This is a genomic window from Parabacteroides faecis (genome assembly GCF_014647375.1).
Taxonomy (GTDB): domain Bacteria; phylum Bacteroidota; class Bacteroidia; order Bacteroidales; family Tannerellaceae; genus Parabacteroides; species Parabacteroides faecis.
Window position 1 is genome coordinate 168171 of record NZ_BMPB01000010.1, and the last position, 20007, is coordinate 188177.

A 20007-nucleotide genomic window follows, 5' to 3' on the forward strand; every position below is an offset into this window, starting at 1 on the left:
TAGAACACTATTGTTTTTGAACCAGAAAGTAATAGTCTTTTACTTATCCTCCTTTATTCCGGCTGCCTGGTAGACTATATTTTCCAACAATTCCTGCATCTTTCCGATAACCGGCTCTTTCTCCAATCCGTACTCCGAAGCTAATCGTTCCATTTGAGGGAAAGAAGTCCATACTTTCCCATCCTTATCTTCCCATACCGATATCTTTAGTGGCAATTCGATGGAAATAGCCGGATTTTCCTGCATCAGCTTAGTGCCGACTTTAGGCGAACCGAATACGATCACCTGGTTCGGGCGTAGTTTCAGACCTGCTTCTTCCGCATTTTTCCCATGATCGAACTTAGCGAATACCGGAATATCCTTTTTATGCAGTATCAGTTCGATACGCTTCATTGTTTCGTCTACACTGAATTTGCTTTCCTGATTATTCATATTACTTCCTCCTTTTTGTGCCAGTGCTGCCCCTGCAATCAGAAGCCCTGCCAGAATTGATATATACTTTTTCATATTATACTTCTATTATCTGTCATTTCCCTGCAAAAATAAAAGAATAACGTATTTCTTTAGATAACAGTTTTACCTGTTGATTTGTCAATTTTACCTGGGGATAATTTTATCCTGTATCGAACAGGATTATTTATCCATGTAATACCTATTTTTTTGTTTTTCTTGTTAGGGTAAATTGAAAAAAAGTTGTTCTTCTTTAGAATCTTATAAATTAAAATTCTATTATGAAAGAAAGAATTGCCTATTGTCTTTTACTGATAGTTTGTGTACTTGCCTATTTTAAAGTTCTTCAAGCTGATTTTCTTTATTACTGGGATGATCAGGTTATCGTAATGAATCAATATACTGTTGGAGGTTGGAATTGGAATAACTTGTGGCATATTTGTACTGATTTTCATGCGGGACAGTATGCGTCTGTCATGGAGATGAATTTCTTGATATTATATACCTTCTTTGGTTATGATCCTTTCTGGTTTCATCTGGCGAATCTGTGTTGGCATCTGGGGTGTGTTTGTCTGGTTGGCTTATTTGTTGTTCGGTTATTAAAAATACATGGTTGTTTTTCAAATAGAGATATTCATCTGATTGCATTTTTGACAGCCTTGATTTTTTCTATTCATCCATTTAATGTCGAAGCAGTAGCCTGGGTTAGTGCCGTGAAGATTTTAATATATAGTTTCTTTTATTTATTGGCTGCCATTTGTTACCTCCGGTATATCAGGACAATGGCGAAGAAGGATTATTTGTTGACCCTGTTTTTATTTATTGTTTCCTTTCTGGCAAAAGAGCAGGCTGTTACACTCCCATTCCTGTTGATACTCATTGATTGGTTTGGTCATCGAAATTTGAGAGAAGAGAATTTGTGGGTTGAAAAACTCCCATTTTTCGTGTTGTCTTTATTCTTTGGGATAATTACAATTCTCTCTCAGCAAGGAGGAGGGGATGCTCCTGTTTATCCATTTGTACAACGTATGATTTTGGCCTGCTATACACTTTTTGAATATTTGACAAAGTCTTTATTCCCTATTGGATTGAATTATTTATATCCGTTTCCCATCCTTCCCGGGGAGAGTTTACCTATAAGGTTTTGGATTTATCCTTTCTTGGTGATATGTCTGGTTTCTTGGTTATGGGTCAACAGGAAAAATAGGTTGTTATTGTTTGGTGCATGTTTCTTTTTTATTCATCTATTGGTGGCATTGAATATTATCTCCACATCCAGGCAAGCAATCGTTGCAGACCGATATTCGTATATAAGTAATATCGGAATTGTCTTTTTAATGGCTGTAATACTCGTATGGTTAAAAAGTAAATGGGAAAATACATATAAATGGAAAGGAATACTTGCTGCTTTCCTGATATATAGTTTTTATTTGGGGGGATACACACATATTTATTCTACACGCTGGGAAAATACTGAAAAAGTGAAACTTCATATCAATGAATTATTGAAAGAAAGAGAAATGACAGATAAAAAACAGGCTCAGTCAGAATAGTCTGAGTCAAATTATTAATATAAATATTTTACATTATGAAAGTGAAAAACATTATTTCGTTAGGTGGTGTGTTTGCTCTGTTAATGGGGCTGGGATTGAATCTGGAATACGCACTGGATGATTATGGTTTAAAGAGTAACTCATTGGATTTATTCGTATTGGCGCAAGCGAGTAATTCGGGTGGGGATCAAACTCATGGGCATCAAGCATCAACGACTGCTCACTGTGTGAAAACAACAACAACGGTTACAACAACTACTTCCGGAAATTCTTCTTCTGTAGGTGGAGGTGTCTCTGCTGGATGGGGAGGTGTTTCTGGCGAGGCGTCTGGAACTACAGGTAGTTCTACTGGAAATACGACGACGACAACTGTAACTACAACTGAAGAGTATAATGCAAGTAAGCTATATTGTGAAGATGTTGCTAATATGGTAGAAGTCTGTGTAAATTTTGATCCTTGTAAGTGACAGATATTCTATAAAATAAGTGTTTTGTGATTGATATCAGTCTACAAAACACTTGTTCTATATATTTCTAAAGATACATTTTTATATATAATATAAATTAGACATGAAAAGATATACATTATTATTTATTTTAGTCGTATTTTTTTTATCCTGCAAGAAAAATTCTCAGAATTATCCCAAGGAAATATCCCTTTTGAGAAATATGGAAGAAACAGTTGAAGTGCATATTGATTTAAATAAAGACTGTTTGCCTTTTGATAGCTTAATGAATAAAGTCAACTATGTAAAGTTGGAAACTACCGGTGATAATCTTATAGGAGAGATTTCTCAACTTTTGTTTGTGGATGATAAAATTATTGTGGTGGATGCCAGACAATCTAAAACAATAACAGTCTATGATGAAAAAGGTCATTATTTATATAAAATAGGAGTGTTAGGACAAGGACCGATGGAGTATGGAGCATTGAATCATGTAGCTTTTACTCCGGAGAAAGAAATGCTTGTCATAACAGATTTGAAGGGTGGACGACTAAAATATTATAGTATAGATGGACGTTATGTGAAATCGGTGAAACTACCTTATTGGTTTAGTCGTTGTGAGTTTATAACTGATAATTTGATTGCTGGTTTTTGGTCAGGAGGGACTGTTATACCTGGAGAAAATAAAAATTATAAACCTCTTTTGGTAGTTACAGACTTATTAGGTAATGTTTCTTCTTCGGCTTTTCAGAGTTATTATAGCAAGGAATATACAACTACAGTTTTCGATCCGATTCGAAAATTCGCAGATCGGGTGTTATACAATAACCCAAATACAGATTCGATTTTCCTGTTGACCCCAAATGGCATTGAGTTAGCTTATCATTTGAATATAGAAGGAGCTAAACCCATGATACTGAATGAGGATGTTACTGATGAGTTATTGAAAGAACAACGCAGGAATAACCCATTTTTCAATGGAGATTTTATAGAGTTGAAGGATGGTGCTATATTTCATATTTTTGAGTCAGGATTTCCTGCTTATCGTTTTGGTATTTATTCAAAAGCGAAACAACGCACTTTTTGTTGTACTGGTATTCGTTATAGTCCTTTTTTCTGCTTTTTTGGTGCCCCTAAAGCTCGCTATGGTGATAATACGGTAGTTGTGGATGCTCGTTCGGACATTGCTCTTGCTTATAAAAATGAACTATACAAACTAGGGAAGAGGGAGGAAATCGACGAGTTTTATAAAGATTTGACTGAAGATAGTAATCCTGTCTTGTTCTTCTACGAATTAAAATTTTAGTTCTATGTATAAGATAGTAATTGGTATTTTACTTTTTGTCAACATATTATTAAGTGTAATATGTTTGAATCTGTTCAAAGATAAAACGTTGTTGGTATCCGGAAAACAATCTGTAGAAGATGATAGGCAGCTAGAAGTTTTGGAGAATAATTTCAAATTAGGTATCCGTAATGATAACTCTATATTGGATACATCTGCTGTAATTCATGATTTGAATAAAAATAAAATTAGTTTGTCAGAAATTCCAACAGATGCGCCTTGCTTGGTTATTAGATTTTCAGAAACCAATTGCGATGAATGTGTTCGCTTTCTGTTGATAAAAGTGATGAGATTATATAATAGTGATCTTTTCAACAAAAGAATTCTCTTATTCGCTTCTTATCAAAATCGGAAAGCACTTAGAATATTGATAGATCGTTTGAATATTAAATATCCTGTTTATTTGATCGATAAATTACCCATTCCTTGTGAACAGATAAATTATCCTTATTGCTTTATATTGGATAGTACAAAGCGAACGAGTCATGTTTTTGTCCCTGATAAATATGAACCTCAGGTTGCAAATACTTATTTTGAACTAATAGAAAATCGGTATTTTAAAAATGGCTTTTCAGAAACGAATAGATGAGGAGATTTTTTATAATATGGTTTATAATCACTTTTTTATGTGTGATTGTAAGGATTTTTGGAGGAGAGATATGTGTTGTTCCGTCATCCAGTATGGAACCTACAATTCTTGTCGGCGATTGGTTGTGGATAGATAAGTTGACCTATGGTGCTCGTTTACCAGCTCGTTGGAGTGATATTCCATTAATAAATGTGTTTACATGGAATACGACTTTACGACAAAAGGATGGAAGAATAACCTGGGGCTATCATAGAGTTGGAGGTGCTAGAAATCCTAGAGTCTCTGATATCATTGTTTTTAATAGTCCTGAGAGGCCGGATATTTTATTGGTAAAGAGAGTCGCAGGGATTATTTCTGCCGGGGATACTGTTACATTTAATGAAAAGACCTATTTGAGTCTAAAGAAGATACTTGATAATGAGTATGCTTCTTCCTTTGTAAGAAAGAAAAAGATATATATAAATGGTAGAGCCGATTCGTCTTACCGGGTAAAACAGAATTATTATTTTGTGTTAGGAGATAATGCATCTGAATCTTACGACAGCAGGTCATTCGGCTATCTTCCGGAGAGTTCTGTTGTAGGAAAGGTTGATCGTGTGTTATTTTCGATTGATCCTGACTGTTCGAAATTTTGTAGATTTCGTTTCCTTAGATTGTTTCATCATTTGCTTTGATAACAGTTTTACCTGTTGATTTGTCAATTTTACCTGGGGATAATTGCTAAATGTAATGGCGATATTGTTATTCCCGGACGATATGCCGCATTGTAACTTTGCAATCAGAAAAATGAGTGGTATGAAACGCTATAGCAAAAAGACAATCACTTATTAGGTATAATCACTTAGAAAGAAGTACGACAATGAAAATGAAAAGATTTTTAGTCGCCTGTTTGGTTTTGGTTGCAGGAACAGGTATGGTGTTTGCCGGAGTTAGTAATGAAAACAAAAAAGAAAACGAAATGAAAGAGAAGAAAGCGAAAGACGAATTTATTATTGATGAGCATACTGCTATTGTAATGACTGACCCTCAAAATGATTTCCTTAGTGAAGAGGGTAAAGGTTGGGGATTGTTTGGGGAGAATATAACCAAGAACGGTACGGTAGAACATTTGCGGCAGATATTTGATGTGGCAGCTCAAAAAGATATGCTGGTTTTCATCTCTCCGCATTACTATTACAAACATGACCATGAATGGACGTTCGAAGGTCCTGTAGAGAAAATGATGCATGAGAACGGCATGTTTGAGCGAAAGGGACAGTTGACAGATGAAGGTTTTGAAGGTTCCGGAGCGGACTGGCTGGATATCTATAAGCCTTACATTAATAATACAAACAAAGTTATTGTTACAGCTCCTCACAAACTGTTCGGTCCTGAAAACAACGACCTGATCCTTCAGTTGAGGAAACGGGGGATCAATAAAGTCGTGATTTGCGGTATGTCAGGTAATTTATGTGCAGAATCCCATTTACGTGAATTGCAGGAGCGGGGGTTCGAAGCCGCTGTCGTTTTCGACGCTACTGCTTCGGCACGCATACAGGGAATGGATGCGGATACTGCTGCTTTTATAAATTTCTCATTGTTGGCTGAAAAAGTATATACAACCGATGAGTTTGTAAAAGAGATGCAGACAAGATAATTGTGTGTTTAAAGAAAACCGGGTTACCGGGAATTATTTTTAGGGGAGATGTGTCGTAAAGATACATCTCTTTGTTTTTTGAGAAGGTTTAGTTCAAGTTGTTTATACATAGTGTCTTATAGGGGATGAAGGCAGAAACGTCACTTCTTTTATTTCCCTGTGGAAGGAGATATATCCGTATTATTTTACTACTTTGGCAGAAAATTTTTGAAATCGCATGCAGTATTCCCGCAGTCAATACATTTATATAATAAACACGCGCGGCGTTGATGGGTGAAGCAGAACTGATAAAGCAGTGTATGCGGGGTGCAAATGCAGCCCGTAAAGAACTCTACGATACTTATGCGGAACAGATGTTGAGCATCTGCTTCCGGTACACAGGAGGTATGGACGTAGCTTACGATCTGTTGCATGACGGATTTTTGAAAGTATTCTCCTCCTTCTCAAGTTTTTCGTACCGTGGAGAAGGGAGTTTGAAAGCGTGGATGAGCCGTATATTTGTAAATACGGCATTGGAGTACCTTCGAAAAAAGGACGTCCTCAAACAAGTAGTCCCCCTTGATATTATTGCTGAAACAGAAGAAGAGCCTCCGGAGGAGATCGAACAGATCCCGACGTCGGTCCTGATGAAGTTCGTCCAGGAGTTACCGACGGGCTATCGCACTGTGTTTAACTTATATACATTTGAAGAACGAAGTCATAAAGAGATTGCCGAGCTTTTACACATAAACGAACGATCATCATCGTCGCAGTTGTGCCGGGCGAAAGCAATGCTGATAAAGAAAGTAAACGATTACATTCAGAAAGAAGCCAGAAGATGAAGATGGAAGATAAATTAATAGAGGAATACCGGAATCGGTCGGTTGAATACCGCTTGCCGTTACCGGAGGATGGCTGGGAGAGGCTGGAAGCTGCGTTCGCTCCGGCTCCTGAAGTTCGTCGCTTCCCTTATCGTTGGTTGGCGGCAGCAGTGTCTTTTTTGGCAGTTTTGGGTTCTGCTCTTTACTTTATGGGGATAGATAAGGAGATAGAACCGGTCTTGTCGGACATCGTTCTTCCTGTTCCACAAAGTGAGAATCCGGCTGTTACACCTGTACCGGTCGTACCTGTTGAGCCTGTAAAACCGCAACCGATCGCTAAGGCGTTGGTCGCTAAAGTAAAAAAGGTTGAAGCGGAATTGCCTGACTTGTCGCAGGTGGTGTCGGAAGTGTATATGTCTATCTCTGCCTATTTTCATGCGGAGATAACAGAAGAGAATGTCGTGGAAAATAATTCGTACAATAATCGTTCGGTAGTGGAAAGCGGACGGTACGAATATGTTCCGGAGAAGAGTTATGAACCGGTTCCGGTGAAAGCTGCTTCTTCCCCGAAAGGATGGACATTCGGTTTATATGCCGGAAATATGTTTAACGGTAATACCTCTGCCACAGGAGGTTTGCAGATGTTCAGCATGTCGGCAACCCGTTCGGATGTAAGTGTGAATAATAACCCGGGTTCAGGGACATTCGACGACTATATGAAAAATGTGGCGTCGAATGCTCCTTACTTCCGGGATGCAGATGATTTTACAATGTTTGAGAAGATCGCTGCTGAAAATTACCAACGCCCGACGGGGACAAAGGTGAAACATCGTTTCCCTCTTTCTGCAGGTGTGACGGTGAAGAAAAAGATCAGTGACCGTTTTTCGCTGGAGAGCGGATTGGTTTACACTTTCCTTTCTTCGGAACTGACTGCCGGTGAAGGTGACTATTACAAACAGGAACAGCGGTTGCACTATCTCGGAATACCCGTGAAAGTGAATTATACCATCTGGAAGAAAGACCGTTTATCTCTTTACGCTTCTGCGGGAGCAATGGCGGAGATGTGTGTGGACGGGAGTCTGAATACGGATTATTATCTGAATAATACCCGTCAGCGTAAAAGTAAAACAGACCTTGATGTTGATAAAGTGCAGTTCTCTGCCTTAGCATCGCTTGGGGTACAATATGATATAGCAAAACCCGTTAGTATCTATGCCGAACCCGGCATCGCCTATTATTTTGATGATAAGAGTGTGGTTGAAACGATCCGGAAAGAGCAGCCACTCTGTGCATCGGTACAGTTCGGGGTTAGATTTGCTTTTTGATGAGATGTGATGTTGATTTCCTGTACAGGAAAAAGATGAGCAGGGTTTCCGACGGGAGGCCCTGCTCTTTTCTTTATGATTTTATTAAAAGTCTTTTAATGTGAATTCTATTAGAATAGGGTTGCTCTCAGGTGTGATTTTTTTTAGTTCCGACAATTTTTCCTGGGAAATGAAAGAAGAAAGTTTATCACTTAATTGTATATCTATAGCAGGTATACATCCAATAATTGTATTTCCTCTCTTTCCTAATATTTTGATATATCCTCCGAGTAAATCATTTATTGGTTTACCTTCCAATATATGACCATTACTTTTGTTATAATATACATCTGCATAAGATTCAAATCCAAAATTGTATGAGAATCTTACTATATTTGAAGTTTCAAGAACTTCTCGAGCATACCATACTGTTTTGGGATGAGCATGAATGTACTCGTCGACATCAGATCCAGGTATTTGATCCAAATCTATTTTTGATTTATTTTCGCCAAAATCAATGACATATGAAGGAGTTATACAATCCTTATGTATAGAATAGATGGTGTCACAAAATGCATAATGGCATGTTATTTTACCATCTTCCTGTTCTGAAAAAGGAATTCTAGTGAAAAAACTCATATATGATTTATTGGGCTCATGTTGTAAGGCTGCTTTTGATTTAAACCATGTCTTCTTTTCTCCTTGAGGACTTAGCATTGTAATGTTTCCAGTTAAGAAGCCATCTCCGATATGAGAATTATTAGTTTTATTGGTATAAAAATAAATATTACCATTTTTTTCTATACAAAAATCGCTGAATGCAAGGCTGTATGGCTTATTCCCTAGATATTTACCCGCATAATTATATTTATAAAATGAGTTATTATTTGTCAACCAGATTTCTTTATCTATTTTATTCAAGGCGAAATTTTGTGGAAAACGAATTTCTCCTGGTCCCTGTCCTTTCTTAGCTGGTTTACAGTTAAATTTTCCATTTCTATTGAAAATGTATATAAGCATATCCTGGTCATTTTGAATAAAATATAACCCTTCGTCATATTCGAGTTCCCTTATATCACTTAGAAGTGCTTGTTCTGTTGTTTCTAATGGTAGAATATGTAGAGAGTCAATAATACTTGATAAAAGTAAATGGCTCTCCTTATTAGGGGTTAATTTGATAGTGGTGATTTCACTTTCAGATATATTATCTGTACATGAAAAAATGCTCGAAAGTGATAATATACATAATGTATAAAGCCTAACTGTTTTAATCATAATGAGTAGTGTTATATAGTTATTAATGACAATCTTTCATTGAATAATAAAATATACATTCTCACGAAATGTTTAAGCTTGCGAGAATTGGTTTTATAAGAGGAACAACTTTTTTTGATTTTACCCTAGCATGAGAATGAAGTTTTTTTACTTTTTCATCAAAATAAATTGAAGGATGCAAATGGCAATAGTAAAATAGTCTTTTATAAGATCGCTTTTTAGTTGCTTTAAGGCGTTTTTAATATGATATTCAACGCTTTTTGTTGAAATGCCTAGCTGGTCTGCAATTTCTTTATTCTTGAGTCCGTTATATCGGCTTAGCATAAAAATCTCTTTGGTCTGCGCTGGTAATTTTTCTAAAGAGGTTGCTATTGCCTGAGCCAATTCCTTTGTGATAAGTATTTCAAGTGAATCATCTTCAAGAACATATACATTGCTTCTTTGATAAACGGTACATTCATTCAGATCATCTATCGGTATTGTATGCAGTTGCAGGCTCTTTAAATAGTTTAGACATTTATTACGACCGACAACCATCAGATAAGTGATCAGGCAGGTATTATCTTCCAGATACTTCCTTTGACTCCAAAGAACCAGAAATGTATCCTGCACAATCTCTTTTGCAGCCTCTTTGTTTATCACATAAATATTGGCAAATGCATATAAACGAGGCCAGTAGGATTTAACTATCTGTTCAAAGACTTTTTCATTACCATCCTTTAGTTGCTGTATTAGAAGTGATCGGCCCATAATCCAAATGGAGTTTTATCCATCAGTTCCCGAAGTGGATGGTTTTTATATAAAGGAAGCGTGAGAACTGTTGATATATCTAACAATGAGGCTCTCGACTGCCCACAACTCTGATATAAACAACAGACTCACGCTCTTTATCCTGAATACACAAGTACATAATATACCTGTCAGTGTATAACAAGGAAAAGAACATGAGCGTTTTGTTGTCTATTATCCAGAGTAGTTGAAATTGTCGAGATTTCATTGTTAGGATAATATCTTTAAACGCTTATGTTTTGCTAATAAGTTGCATCCGGCAACGCTTTGCCTGTCTGCATATCATTTGCAAATATAAACAGAAGTTTAGTTTCTACTTTGTTTTTAAGTGTTTTATTTGAATGATCTGGCGTAATCGTTTAATATTCGCATCTATTGAGATTTTTCCTCTCCGGAAACTGATACTCTGCTCTTCCTCTTTAGAGCTCCGTTCTTCTACTAAAAAACGCCCCTTCTTCACGGGCAAGATTCATTAAATGTAAAACATAGATTAGCAAAGAAATTCCATACGACTGTTATTCCTGTAGCTACTACTTTGGCATAATAGAAAGGAACTTTCAGACGTTGATGCAACAACCATAAAGCTGCACTATTTATCATTAACCCAATCAATGATACAAATGTAAAAGTCGCAAACTCTTTTCCTATTGCCGGATTCCGGCTCTCAAATGTCCAAGATCGGTTAAATATGAAATTGGAGCAAACAGCAGTCAGAAAACCTAATGTATTTGACAGATACTTTTGCCATCTCAGATGCTCTTTACAGATATATGTTACAGTAAAATCAATGACCATACCAAGTAGGCCAACCAAGGAGAAACAGAGGAATTTGGATATAAGTTGTTCCATATTATTGAGAATTACATATTAGACACTTTGTTCTTTCACTATATTGTCTTGTTAGCTATGGATATTTTGCATCTGCTATTATAAGTTCCTTAGACGTAATATTAATATTTATTTCTCCTAGTCTCAGATATTCATTAGGACCTCCCCCTTGATTATCTATTACACGGATCAAATCTATACATTGACCATTCCCCCAATATAGAAAATCATTTTGGAATATGAGATAATAAGCTAATAATGTAATGCTTATTAATAATAGTATATATTTAAAGTTTACCATATATCTATATATAATGTAGGAAGAACAACTTTTTTTGATTTAGCCCTAGCTGAAAGATGAAGTTTTTTACTTTTTCATCAAAAAAAATTGAAGGATACAAATTGTAATAGCAAAATAGTTTTTCATAAGATCATTTTTAGTCGCTTTAAGGTACTCTTTTTGATATGATATTCAATGTTTGTTGGGATGCTATTTTCTGTACAGGAAAAAGATATGCAGGGTTTCTGACGTGAGCCCTTGCTTTTTTTTTATTTCTTTACTTTTATCATAAAGAGGACTGGGTTACATTCATCTGTATTTCTGTTAGGTAGTTTTTCTTCTATCATTTTTCTTAATTCATCAGCTTTGTTTTTATCTAAATTTAAATACCCATCTTTTATCCAGGTATCAAAGTAGTCCATGCTGTTTTGTATCTGTTCCTGCTCCTGTAATGAAAGGAGATAATCTTTGTATTGACCAATAGGGTGTCCAGTTGCAAGAAATAGAAATTCATCTTCTAGAAATCGAAATGTTTTAACATATCTTTTTTTCTTCTCATAAACGGTCAGCATCGGAATAGCTATATCTATATGTTTGATAAAAACTTTATCATGGATTTCAAATATATCGCTGATACCTCCTAATGTCTTTTTCTCTAAAAGTATATCCAGGGGAGGACGAACATGATTTTTTAAATCGCTTCTATCTTCTTCACTCATAGTTCTGTCTTTATAATCAATGTAGTATAAAGGGGTTAGCTTGTTTTCTGATAAAAGAAGAACAGAGTCATTTAAGTCTTGTGCGAATAGGATATTGTTTTCTCTTTTACGAAAGATACAGGCGGAGTTATATTCTACTACATCTTTTGGCATTGGATAATATTTTTCGACTAAGTTTCCGTTTTGATCCTTAACGACTAACGAATAAGAAGGTGTACAAGATTGCGAATATTCTTTGTATAAGAAAAAGAGTCCATTTTGGTATTCAAAGCACGTGGCATCATAATCCATCGGTATATCTTTGATGAACTTATTTTCAAAAGTGAATGCTAATATCCTTTTCCTGGGACTATCGCACAGATAAATCACGTTTTCTTCCTCATCAATAGAGAAATCTGATAAATGAACAAATTCCTCTGGTCCTTCTCCCTGGGTACCTATGCGATACAGATACTTGCCGGTATGATCAAATACATATACACCTTCCCGATTAGTTTGTTCTATTATAAAGATAAATTTATCTGACATTACGACTTTTCTTATTTCTCCTAATATAGATTCGTCTGTAAACTCTAAAGGGATCATTTTTACCTCTTCTGCAAAATCGGAAAGTTTTCCGTAAATTGTTTCAAAGTCTGTTATAGGAATTGTTTCTATATCAGATGAAGTTTGAACTTCACTGTTTTTAGATGAACAGCCATATAAGGAGGTAATGAACATGGCTAGTAGTAATAAATGTTTTTTCATATTTTGCTTTTATGAGAGGAACAACTTGATCCGATTTTACCCTAACAGAAAAAGAACATTTTTTACTTTTTCATCAAAATAAATTGGTGCATGCAATTTGTAACAGTAAAATAGCCTTTGCTAAATCCCATCAAAAGCCTTTTTGTCTATAAGTTTTTCCTGTGCCTTTGTTTGTGTTTTATTTATGCAATGATAAGTGCGAATTATTATCAAAATAAACAAGAGGGGCTATCCAAAAGTGGATAGCCCCTCTATCGCAGGTCCTATAACCTGTTTCATATGAGGTTATTTTATACCATAGGCATAAATCTCGGCGAGAGATGAGTTCTGCTCTCTGTTGCTTTCGGTGATTTGTATTTTGAAATAACGTCCTTTCGTTGGAGTTATGGGGAATATTTGGTTTTCGTATACCTGCTCTGCTTTAAATTTACCGACAGAAGTCCATGTCTGCTTGTCGGAGCTAACGAAGAATTCACCGGCTTTTACGTCTTTGTATTGAGCATGTTGTCTTTCCGTTAATCCGATGTGGGAGAAGGTAACAACTTCCTTAACATCGACTACCAGTTCGTGAGGCAGATTGATTGAACCACCTTGCCACTGTGAGTGCCAGAATGTGTTGATATTACCATCTAACAGGCTTGTTGCTACACCGTTACCAACACCTTCGCCACTCTTTTCTTCGGTATTGGCAGTAATGGACCAGCTTGAGCGGTCGAATTCCTTACCGACAATACGGATAGCCAACGGATACAAGGCTTTTTCGGAAACTTCGAACAGTGATGCTTCCTTAAGTCGTACAGGCAACATATAGTCGATAGGTTGCAGGCTGCTTCCATTAATCGTAACGACCATTTTTTCAGTAGTTACTCCGCTAGCAAGTGTCACGCTTTTCTCAAATGAATAACAATCGTCTGGTAAGGCTACGAAAGAGGTTCCGTTTTTAGCATTGTATTCATCCACATAATTGGCATCTACTTCGAATAGGCAGTCGATATCCCATTTGTTGTCTGTATCGAGTCCGAAGTCTATTTCGGCTGTTTCAGTTGTAAAACCGATTGTGTACGGTTTATAAGTGAGATCGGTGGTTGTGAAGCCTAATGTCGGTGTGAGTACCTGCGTTATTTTGAGAAATACTTCGTCCTTATTTACATTTATGGAATCAGTCTCACTGTAAATGTACAAAGGTAACACACATGTAGCTTCGGGATTATTAGCCATAATCTTTTCAACGTTCGGCACATTGATGGAGACTGTCACGTTTTTGAAACGCTCTTCGGACGCAAAGCTAAGCTGGGTAGTTTCGAAAGAATAGCATTCCGGGCTTATGACCTTATAGTTTATTCCCTCCGGCAAACTATATTCACTGTCGACGGTTTCCTGTGGTAACACACCGATATTAACGTTGGCTGTTAATCCCGGTTCGCTTCCGCCTTTGTAAATGGAGAGGTTGTATGTATTGTCTTCACCTGTGTTGTATAAGGTCAAATCTTTTGTGCCGGAATTGTTTATATACATTACTTTATGGTATTGTTCCGGAACCAAATTCTCCAATTCATATTTTGATTCGTTGCAGGCTCCTAATATGATTAAAGTTCCTGCCGCCAATATTAGTTTTGTTTTCATACAAATTGTTTTTTAGATTAATAACCGGGAGCTTGTACCAATTGCGGATTACTATATATCTCACTGTTTAGGATAGGAGCCAGATACTGTTTGTTATCCCATTTGATCGGCTGGTTTATCAGCGTCGGTTTGTTGAACTCTTCAAACGAAGGGTCAGTGGTCATACCGTTCAGTCCGTAGCGTTCACCGGCTTTCAGAACTTCGGGAGCGATAGTCCAACGACGTACATCGTAATAACGGTGGCCTTCCTGATACAGTTCGACGAAACGTTCGTTGCGGATCCATTCGGTTAGGCTCATTGTTGACAAATCTGAACTGGTAAGTTCTTTGATACCCGCACGTTTGCGGATGACATTCAATTGTTTGAGTGCATCGTCTGTCTGCTCCAGAGCTGCATAACATTCTGCTAAATTCAAATACAGTTCCGCCAAACGGATGAAAGGTGCCCGTATACGGCTTCCGCTAAGTCCGCCGGAGGTGTTATAGATAAGATCCGGTGTGATGAACTTTTTTGTCAGGAAACCGGTACCTGACACATTGCGTAAACCGGGTCTGTAACCATTGGTGTTGGAATTCTTAAAGTTTAACCATAGAGGTTGGTTATTAACCATAACAGGTGAATATTGACCGCCGTCGAATGCAATCCATGCATAGTAGCGGGCCTCACGGTGAACATTGAATTTGATGATGTCATTTTTAACGTCTTCTTTATCCAGACCATCTGTTTCCAGTTCCGGACTTGAAGTACCTTCGTAGTAACGTTCATACCACTTACTTTCCGGGTAGAAGTTTTTATCGTTTTCCGGAGTTTCACCGTTTACGGTATAGAAACGCTTTACCGCATTTAAAGTGGGAGCCCAACCTGAATAACCTCCGGCCCAACTGCCGTCACTCTTTTTTATGCTTCTTTCAGGCATGCGGCTGATGTTCGGGTTTACTTCTCCCAGTCCGCTGCTCGATACAATCTGTCCCCAGATGATTTCTTTGTTGTTGTCACCTTCGGTAGCTGTAGACAAATACTGGAACATACGGACACGTTCTTTGAATTCACGGTTTTTCTCCGTGTCTTCTTCCAGGCCGGGAATAAATGGCAACGGTATTTTCATACGGTCGGCGATTGCATTGGCCGTTTCGATATCGAATAATTCATAGCCTGCATCTGTGGCAGCTTGCAGGGCTTCCTTACAAGCAGTCAGAGCACGGTCCCATTTCGTTTTGTCGTAAGTGGAGCTAACCAATTCTGTTCCGTATCCGGGTGTTTCGTAGTTCAGGTTCCGCCAATTTTTATTGTAGAACGAACCGTTCCATAATGGAGAAGCTGCATACAACAGAACTCGCGCTTTCAGAGATTTGCAAATAGTGGCATCGGCACGTCCCAGGTCGGCTGTCTCACGTTTTACGGGAAGTACCTTTGCCGCTTCATCCAATTTGTCTACGATGTAATCGACGCAGTAATCGAAGTGAGAACGTCCCGGAATGTCGTCTTTCGAGATGTTTTGGTCTACTTTTGCCGGAATGATCGGACAGGGTCCGAATGCTTCCAATGCCCGGAAATGGTAGTAGGCTTCCAGGAAATAAGCTTCGGCCCGGTATTGGTTTTTATCCTCTTCCGTGACACCTACGGGGTGTAACAACTCCAATTGTTCCATGAAATAATGGACGTAACCGATATAATTGTAAATACTTTCCCACTTGGCTGGATCGGATGAGGGGGATATGGTTCCAAATAACATTTGCTGCTCCTCTACACCCCAATCTTTGGGATGTACCATTTCGTCTGCAGAGTTTTCAATATGCTGATAGATGAAAGGATTCGTACCGGGTATGTAAGAATAGGCCGTGAATAAAAAACTTAATGTAGTGGCCTCATCTTTCATCGTGTCATCGTAATCTGGTTGTGCCGGCGGAATAACGTCCAGATAACTGCACGCGGATAATCCCAGCAGGCATATCGACAATGATGCTTTTATTAGTCGATTGGTTTTTTGTATGAATTTCATATATTTATATCTTTATTGTGTGTTGTATTTTTAAAATCTAAGTTGAACTCCCAAATTAAAGGTACGCTGTAACGGATAAGCGTTCCATGAAAGTTCCGGATCCCACAATTTGAACGGACTGAAAACGGCCAGGTTATCTCCTGTGAAGTAAACACGGCAATGTGGGAAATTGTAACCGACTTCCAATGTTTTGAATCGCAGGAAGTTCCCGTTACGTAACCAGTAAGAACTTTCTTGCGTGTTGTTGGATATGTCGGCATCGGTAGTGCCTAAACGCGGATAGGTGGCGTTGGGGTTGGGATTGTCCACAGACCAGTGTTCGTCGGCAATCCACTGCATCAGGTTACGGGGCAGAGTTTCGGAGTTGTCGCCATCACCGCCAGCCGAGATAAAGGGAGCGTAACCGGAGTTAATCATAATTTTGCGTTTAGCCGAACCGTTGAAGAATACACCGAAATCGATTTTCTTGTATCTGACATTCAATCCCAAACCGTATTGGATACGAGGCATATTATTGTAGGTAGACAGCAAGACTTTGTCTTCCGAAGTGATTTGTCCGTCCCCGTTTATATCCCGGTATTTGATGTCACCCGGCATGATGTTGGCACCCAGTTGTGATTGGTCCGCCCAATTGTCTATTTCTTCCTGGCTTGTGAATAAACCTTCTGCTATGTAACCTTTCAAGGTGTTCAGCGGTTTCCCTGTATCGGTCTGCCACACGTAAGGATAATCCGGTTCGTCTACGTATTTGTATTCATTCTGGTTATAAGTGAAGTTTCCGCGGAAATCCACAATCCAGTCTTTACCTATTTGTTTATTCCAGTTAACACTTAATTCGACGCCTTGGTTTATCACCTCTCCGATGTTACTCCAAGGGGTAGAACCCCAGTATCCCAGTATCTTGGGGAAGGAAGCACGTTTCATCAATATACGGTCGCGGTGATCATGGAAATAATCGAATGTGATGTTTACCTGGTTGAAGAGTGAGATGTCGGTACCGATATCTAATTTCTTAACGTGTTCCCATCCTGCATTTTGTACGGCCAATATATTGAAAGAGTGTCCGCTACGTTCGATTGAGTTTGTCGGTAAGCCTGTGGTATAGCTGCTACCGTTACCGATACCCACTTGGTTTTGATACAGAAAGTGTTGTGCACCGCTGTTGAATGCATCGCTACCAACCAATCCGTAAGAACCTCTGACTTTAAAGTGATTAACATATTCAGAGATGGGTTCCCAGAATTTTTCGCTACTGATTATCCAGCCTACAGATGCTGCCGGGAAGAATTCGAAGCGGTCTTCTTTAGCCAAACGTTCGGAACCGTTGTAACCGAAGTTGAACTCCAGCAAGTATTTATTGGAATAATCATAGGTAAGACGACCGGAATAACCTTGGTTACGGTTAGGTAGGGCACCGTTCCGGTATTCGCGCATCATATACATGAACATGGCTGTCATGTTATGAGAACCGAAACTACGTTTCCAATCCAGCCGTGCATCAAGGTAGAATGTCTGGTCGGCAGCTTTACTGATGTCCGATTGCTTGACGAAGTCTTCGCCTGTTCGCAACAGGGTGAGTTCGTATTCGTTTGTTTCAGGGTTATAAGAACCGTTTTTTGCTTCGTAGAAGTAGGATGCCATTGTGCGGTTGTAGTCAGAAGATGAATAGTTTTTGAAATTTACCAGCACCTTGGCAGATAACCCTTTGGTGATGAAACTGAAATCCTGATTGATGGCGATTGAGGTATTCAAGGTGTTGTAGTTGTTTTCCTTGAATGAACTCATCATGTATTCATACGGGTTTTGTCCATACTTTCCCGATTTGATCAGTGTGTTACCGAAACGGATGTGTTCGTCACCGTCTTGAGCCGGGAAATAAGCCGGGAAAGATACCGGATTGGCTACCATCACGCTCTTGTATAAGTCTGAGGTGCTGTAATTGGGGCCCTTCCTGTTTCCTATTTGTGCCATCATTCTCATATCGATGGTGGTCGTGCTGGTCATCTTATAGGAGATGTTGTTCTGGAAATTGTATTCCCAATTGTTGATGTTCGGATTGTAGTAGTAATCGGATGGAGCATCGAGTAAACCCGTATCGTGGTTAGCTTGCAAGCTCATATAATATTTGACGCGTGAACCACCGCCCTGCACGTTAATGTTGGCGCGCTGGTTAAAGTTTCCCTCTTTGAAGAGTAATTTGTACCAGTCTACATCCGGATAAATGTATGGATTGACTCCATTCATTGTATTCAGAATCTGTTCTTCCGAATATCTTGGGGTAATCGGTGTGAGGCTGCGGGCTTGCTCTGCTTCGTTATAGGTTCGCATGAACGTGGTACCGTTGGCGAATTCAACTTTGTTCATCGGTTGGAAATAAGATGTTTCCAAAGATACGTTGACAGTTGTCTTCGAATTTTCAGCACCACTTTTAGTTGTAACCAACATAACGCCATTGGCACCTCGGTTACCGTAGATGGCTGTAGCCGATGCATCTTTCAGTAAAGAAAAACTTTCGATGGACTCTGCCGGGATACGATTCAGGTCACCACTGGATATTTCTACTCCGTCGAGCAGGATCAAAGGAGTTGCCACCCCTCCGAAAGTGTTGATACCCCGAATATAGAACTCTGAAGCCTGTCCGGGCTCACCGGTACTGGTAGTCGAGATGACACCGGCCAATTTTCCGGCTAAAGAATTGGTAAGCGAAGAAGTCGGAGTTTTTAAAGTAATACCTTCAACTGATGTAATAGCACCTGTAATCGACACTTTTTTCTGCGTACCGGCACCTACAACAACCACTTCATCCAGCATTTCGTTGTCTGATTGCATTTTTACAGTGAGGACTCCCAAATCGCCAACCTCTACTGTCTGTTCCTTGTAACCGATGTAAGAAAATAACAACTCTGTTTGACTGCCTGTAACAGGGATTGTGAACCTACCTTCAGTGTCTGTGATAGTACCCTGGCTTGTTGTTCCTTTGATACGGATGTTTACACCAATCAACACCTCTCCTGTGGAAGCATCAAACACAGTTCCTTCGACAGTTCGTTTGGATGGGTGCGTGCTTTGGGTAATCTTCAACACCGGGGTGTCATCCGGACCGGCGGTGGCGCAGAGCGGATAACTGCTAATGAAACTTACGCAAAGTGGCAGAATCACAATCAATTTCCGTTTTCTTTTCAATGATACTAAATCCATGTGCGGATAATTTAAAGTTAAACAATATATAAGTTCTTAGAGAACTAAGGTGATAAAATGATTTTTGAAAGGCTGGTTGATTCAGTGTATGCTTCTAAATCTCCGCTGTTGGATAAATTATGTTAAACGATTAGTTAAATTTAATAATGTAGATTGTATTGTTAAGATTTATTTCACTACTTTGTACCAATATCGGACTTAGTTCTCTAAGGATTATGTCATCGAATTAAAAGAAGAATAAAAAAGTAAAAATATATTTTAGTCAGGGATGACATGAAAAACAAAGAGACAGCCGAGGTGATTTGGATGTTCCCTCTTGTTTATTTCGGTAAAAAATCGTACTTGCCGTTGCTGAAAATAAAATATATAAGATAGGTTAAGATAATATTTAAAGAGTTAACCTCCAGGCAAAAGAAACCCTGCCT

At 38.5% G+C, this 20007-nt stretch carries 17 protein-coding genes; 8 read left to right on the plus strand and 9 right to left on the minus strand.

The annotated features are described in order from the left end of the window. Positions 1 to 39: 39 nt before the first annotated feature. The gene (locus IEY67_RS15855) at positions 40 to 507 is read right to left on the minus strand and encodes a DUF302 domain-containing protein (protein ID WP_183668682.1); all 468 of its coding nucleotides are present in this window, start codon (positions 505 to 507) and stop codon (positions 40 to 42) included. Positions 508 to 731: 224 nt separating this feature from the next. Here IEY67_RS15855 and IEY67_RS15860 point away from each other — a divergent pair, with 224 nt between their 5' ends. The 8 genes from IEY67_RS15860 (at position 732) to IEY67_RS15895 (ending at position 8144) form a co-directional block, all read left to right on the plus strand. Then, a complete protein-coding gene (locus tag IEY67_RS15860; protein ID WP_183668684.1) occupies positions 732 to 2003 on the plus strand; it encodes a hypothetical protein in 1272 nt (423 codons plus the stop codon). Between the two features lie 35 nt (positions 2004 to 2038). Next, entirely contained in the window at positions 2039 to 2470 is a 432-nt protein-coding gene (locus IEY67_RS15865) for a hypothetical protein (RefSeq protein ID WP_183668686.1), read from the plus strand. 103 nt (positions 2471 to 2573) lie between these two features. Next, positions 2574 to 3755 carry a DUF4934 domain-containing protein gene (locus IEY67_RS15870; protein ID WP_183668688.1) on the plus strand — a complete coding sequence of 394 codons (1182 nt, stop codon included), beginning with the start codon at positions 2574 to 2576 and terminating at the stop codon, positions 3753 to 3755. 4 nt (positions 3756 to 3759) lie between these two features. Continuing rightward, positions 3760 to 4383 (plus strand): hypothetical protein, encoded by a 624-nt coding sequence (locus IEY67_RS15875; RefSeq protein ID WP_183668690.1) that lies wholly within the window; start codon positions 3760 to 3762, stop codon positions 4381 to 4383. Then, positions 4380 to 5057, plus strand: a complete 678-nt coding sequence (lepB, locus tag IEY67_RS15880) for a signal peptidase I (protein ID WP_183668692.1) — start codon at positions 4380 to 4382, stop codon at positions 5055 to 5057. Before IEY67_RS15875 ends, lepB begins: the two co-directional genes overlap by 4 nt. Positions 5058 to 5341: 284 nt before the next feature. Next, entirely contained in the window at positions 5342 to 6019 is a 678-nt protein-coding gene (locus IEY67_RS15885; RefSeq protein WP_183669104.1) for an isochorismatase family protein, read from the plus strand. 269 nt (positions 6020 to 6288) lie between these two features. Then, on the plus strand, positions 6289 to 6840 hold the full coding sequence (locus tag IEY67_RS15890) for an RNA polymerase sigma factor (protein ID WP_122354537.1): 552 nt from the start codon (positions 6289 to 6291) through the stop codon (positions 6838 to 6840). After that, complete coding sequence (locus IEY67_RS15895; RefSeq protein WP_183668694.1) at positions 6837 to 8144, plus strand: outer membrane beta-barrel protein; 1308 nt, start codon at positions 6837 to 6839, stop codon at positions 8142 to 8144. The genes IEY67_RS15890 and IEY67_RS15895 overlap by 4 nt, the downstream gene beginning before the upstream one ends. 84 nt (positions 8145 to 8228) lie before the next feature. Here IEY67_RS15895 and IEY67_RS15900 read toward each other — a convergent pair whose 3' ends face one another. From IEY67_RS15900 to IEY67_RS15930, 8 genes are all read right to left on the minus strand, one after another. Continuing rightward, the gene (locus tag IEY67_RS15900; RefSeq protein ID WP_183668696.1) at positions 8229 to 9398 is read right to left on the minus strand and encodes a DUF4934 domain-containing protein; all 1170 of its coding nucleotides are present in this window, start codon (positions 9396 to 9398) and stop codon (positions 8229 to 8231) included. Between the two features lie 147 nt (positions 9399 to 9545). Further along, entirely contained in the window at positions 9546 to 10148 is a 603-nt protein-coding gene (locus tag IEY67_RS15905) for an RNA polymerase sigma-70 factor (protein ID WP_183668698.1), read from the minus strand. A gap of 495 nt (positions 10149 to 10643) precedes the next feature. Next, on the minus strand, positions 10644 to 11036 hold the full coding sequence (locus IEY67_RS15910; RefSeq protein ID WP_122373622.1) for a GtrA family protein: 393 nt from the start codon (positions 11034 to 11036) through the stop codon (positions 10644 to 10646). A gap of 55 nt (positions 11037 to 11091) precedes the next feature. Next, a complete protein-coding gene (locus IEY67_RS25510) occupies positions 11092 to 11316 on the minus strand; it encodes a 6-bladed beta-propeller (RefSeq protein ID WP_122373621.1) in 225 nt (74 codons plus the stop codon). Positions 11317 to 11564: 248 nt separating this feature from the next. Then, entirely contained in the window at positions 11565 to 12761 is a 1197-nt protein-coding gene (locus IEY67_RS15915) for a DUF4934 domain-containing protein (RefSeq protein WP_122373620.1), read from the minus strand. A gap of 285 nt (positions 12762 to 13046) precedes the next feature. Next, the gene (locus IEY67_RS15920; RefSeq protein WP_183668700.1) at positions 13047 to 14384 is read right to left on the minus strand and encodes a BT_3987 domain-containing protein; all 1338 of its coding nucleotides are present in this window, start codon (positions 14382 to 14384) and stop codon (positions 13047 to 13049) included. Positions 14385 to 14401: 17 nt separating this feature from the next. Then, positions 14402 to 16384, minus strand: coding sequence for a RagB/SusD family nutrient uptake outer membrane protein (locus IEY67_RS15925; protein WP_122373618.1), 1983 nt, complete (start codon positions 16382 to 16384; stop codon positions 14402 to 14404). Between the two features lie 30 nt (positions 16385 to 16414). Then, the gene (locus IEY67_RS15930) at positions 16415 to 19582 is read right to left on the minus strand and encodes a SusC/RagA family TonB-linked outer membrane protein (RefSeq protein ID WP_183668702.1); all 3168 of its coding nucleotides are present in this window, start codon (positions 19580 to 19582) and stop codon (positions 16415 to 16417) included. Positions 19583 to 20007: the final 425 nt, after the last annotated feature.

Bases quoted from the DNA above. Each gene is read 5' to 3' on its own strand.
- IEY67_RS15900 (WP_183668696.1), bottom strand. From the start codon at position 9,398: ATGATTAAAACAGTTAGGCTTTATACATTATGTATATTATCACTTTCG.
- IEY67_RS15920 (WP_183668700.1), bottom strand. From the start codon at position 14,384: ATGAAAACAAAACTAATATTGGCGGCAGGAACTTTAATCATATTAGGA.
- IEY67_RS15910 (WP_122373622.1), bottom strand. From the start codon at position 11,036: ATGGAACAACTTATATCCAAATTCCTCTGTTTCTCCTTGGTTGGCCTA.
- lepB (WP_183668692.1), top strand. From the start codon at position 4,380: ATGAGGAGATTTTTTATAATATGGTTTATAATCACTTTTTTATGTGTG.
- IEY67_RS15905 (WP_183668698.1), bottom strand. From the start codon at position 10,148: ATGGGCCGATCACTTCTAATACAGCAACTAAAGGATGGTAATGAAAAA.
- IEY67_RS15860 (WP_183668684.1), top strand. From the start codon at position 732: ATGAAAGAAAGAATTGCCTATTGTCTTTTACTGATAGTTTGTGTACTT.
- IEY67_RS15885 (WP_183669104.1), top strand. From the start codon at position 5,342: ATGAAAGAGAAGAAAGCGAAAGACGAATTTATTATTGATGAGCATACT.
- IEY67_RS15870 (WP_183668688.1), top strand. From the start codon at position 2,574: ATGAAAAGATATACATTATTATTTATTTTAGTCGTATTTTTTTTATCC.
- IEY67_RS15875 (WP_183668690.1), top strand. From the start codon at position 3,760: ATGTATAAGATAGTAATTGGTATTTTACTTTTTGTCAACATATTATTA.
- IEY67_RS15865 (WP_183668686.1), top strand. From the start codon at position 2,039: ATGAAAGTGAAAAACATTATTTCGTTAGGTGGTGTGTTTGCTCTGTTA.
- IEY67_RS15895 (WP_183668694.1), top strand. From the start codon at position 6,837: ATGAAGATGGAAGATAAATTAATAGAGGAATACCGGAATCGGTCGGTT.
- IEY67_RS25510 (WP_122373621.1), bottom strand. From the start codon at position 11,316: ATGGTAAACTTTAAATATATACTATTATTAATAAGCATTACATTATTA.
- IEY67_RS15915 (WP_122373620.1), bottom strand. From the start codon at position 12,761: ATGAAAAAACATTTATTACTACTAGCCATGTTCATTACCTCCTTATAT.
- IEY67_RS15925 (WP_122373618.1), bottom strand. From the start codon at position 16,384: ATGAAATTCATACAAAAAACCAATCGACTAATAAAAGCATCATTGTCG.
- IEY67_RS15890 (WP_122354537.1), top strand. From the start codon at position 6,289: ATGGGTGAAGCAGAACTGATAAAGCAGTGTATGCGGGGTGCAAATGCA.
- IEY67_RS15930 (WP_183668702.1), bottom strand. From the start codon at position 19,582: ATGGATTTAGTATCATTGAAAAGAAAACGGAAATTGATTGTGATTCTG.
- IEY67_RS15855 (WP_183668682.1), bottom strand. From the start codon at position 507: ATGAAAAAGTATATATCAATTCTGGCAGGGCTTCTGATTGCAGGGGCA.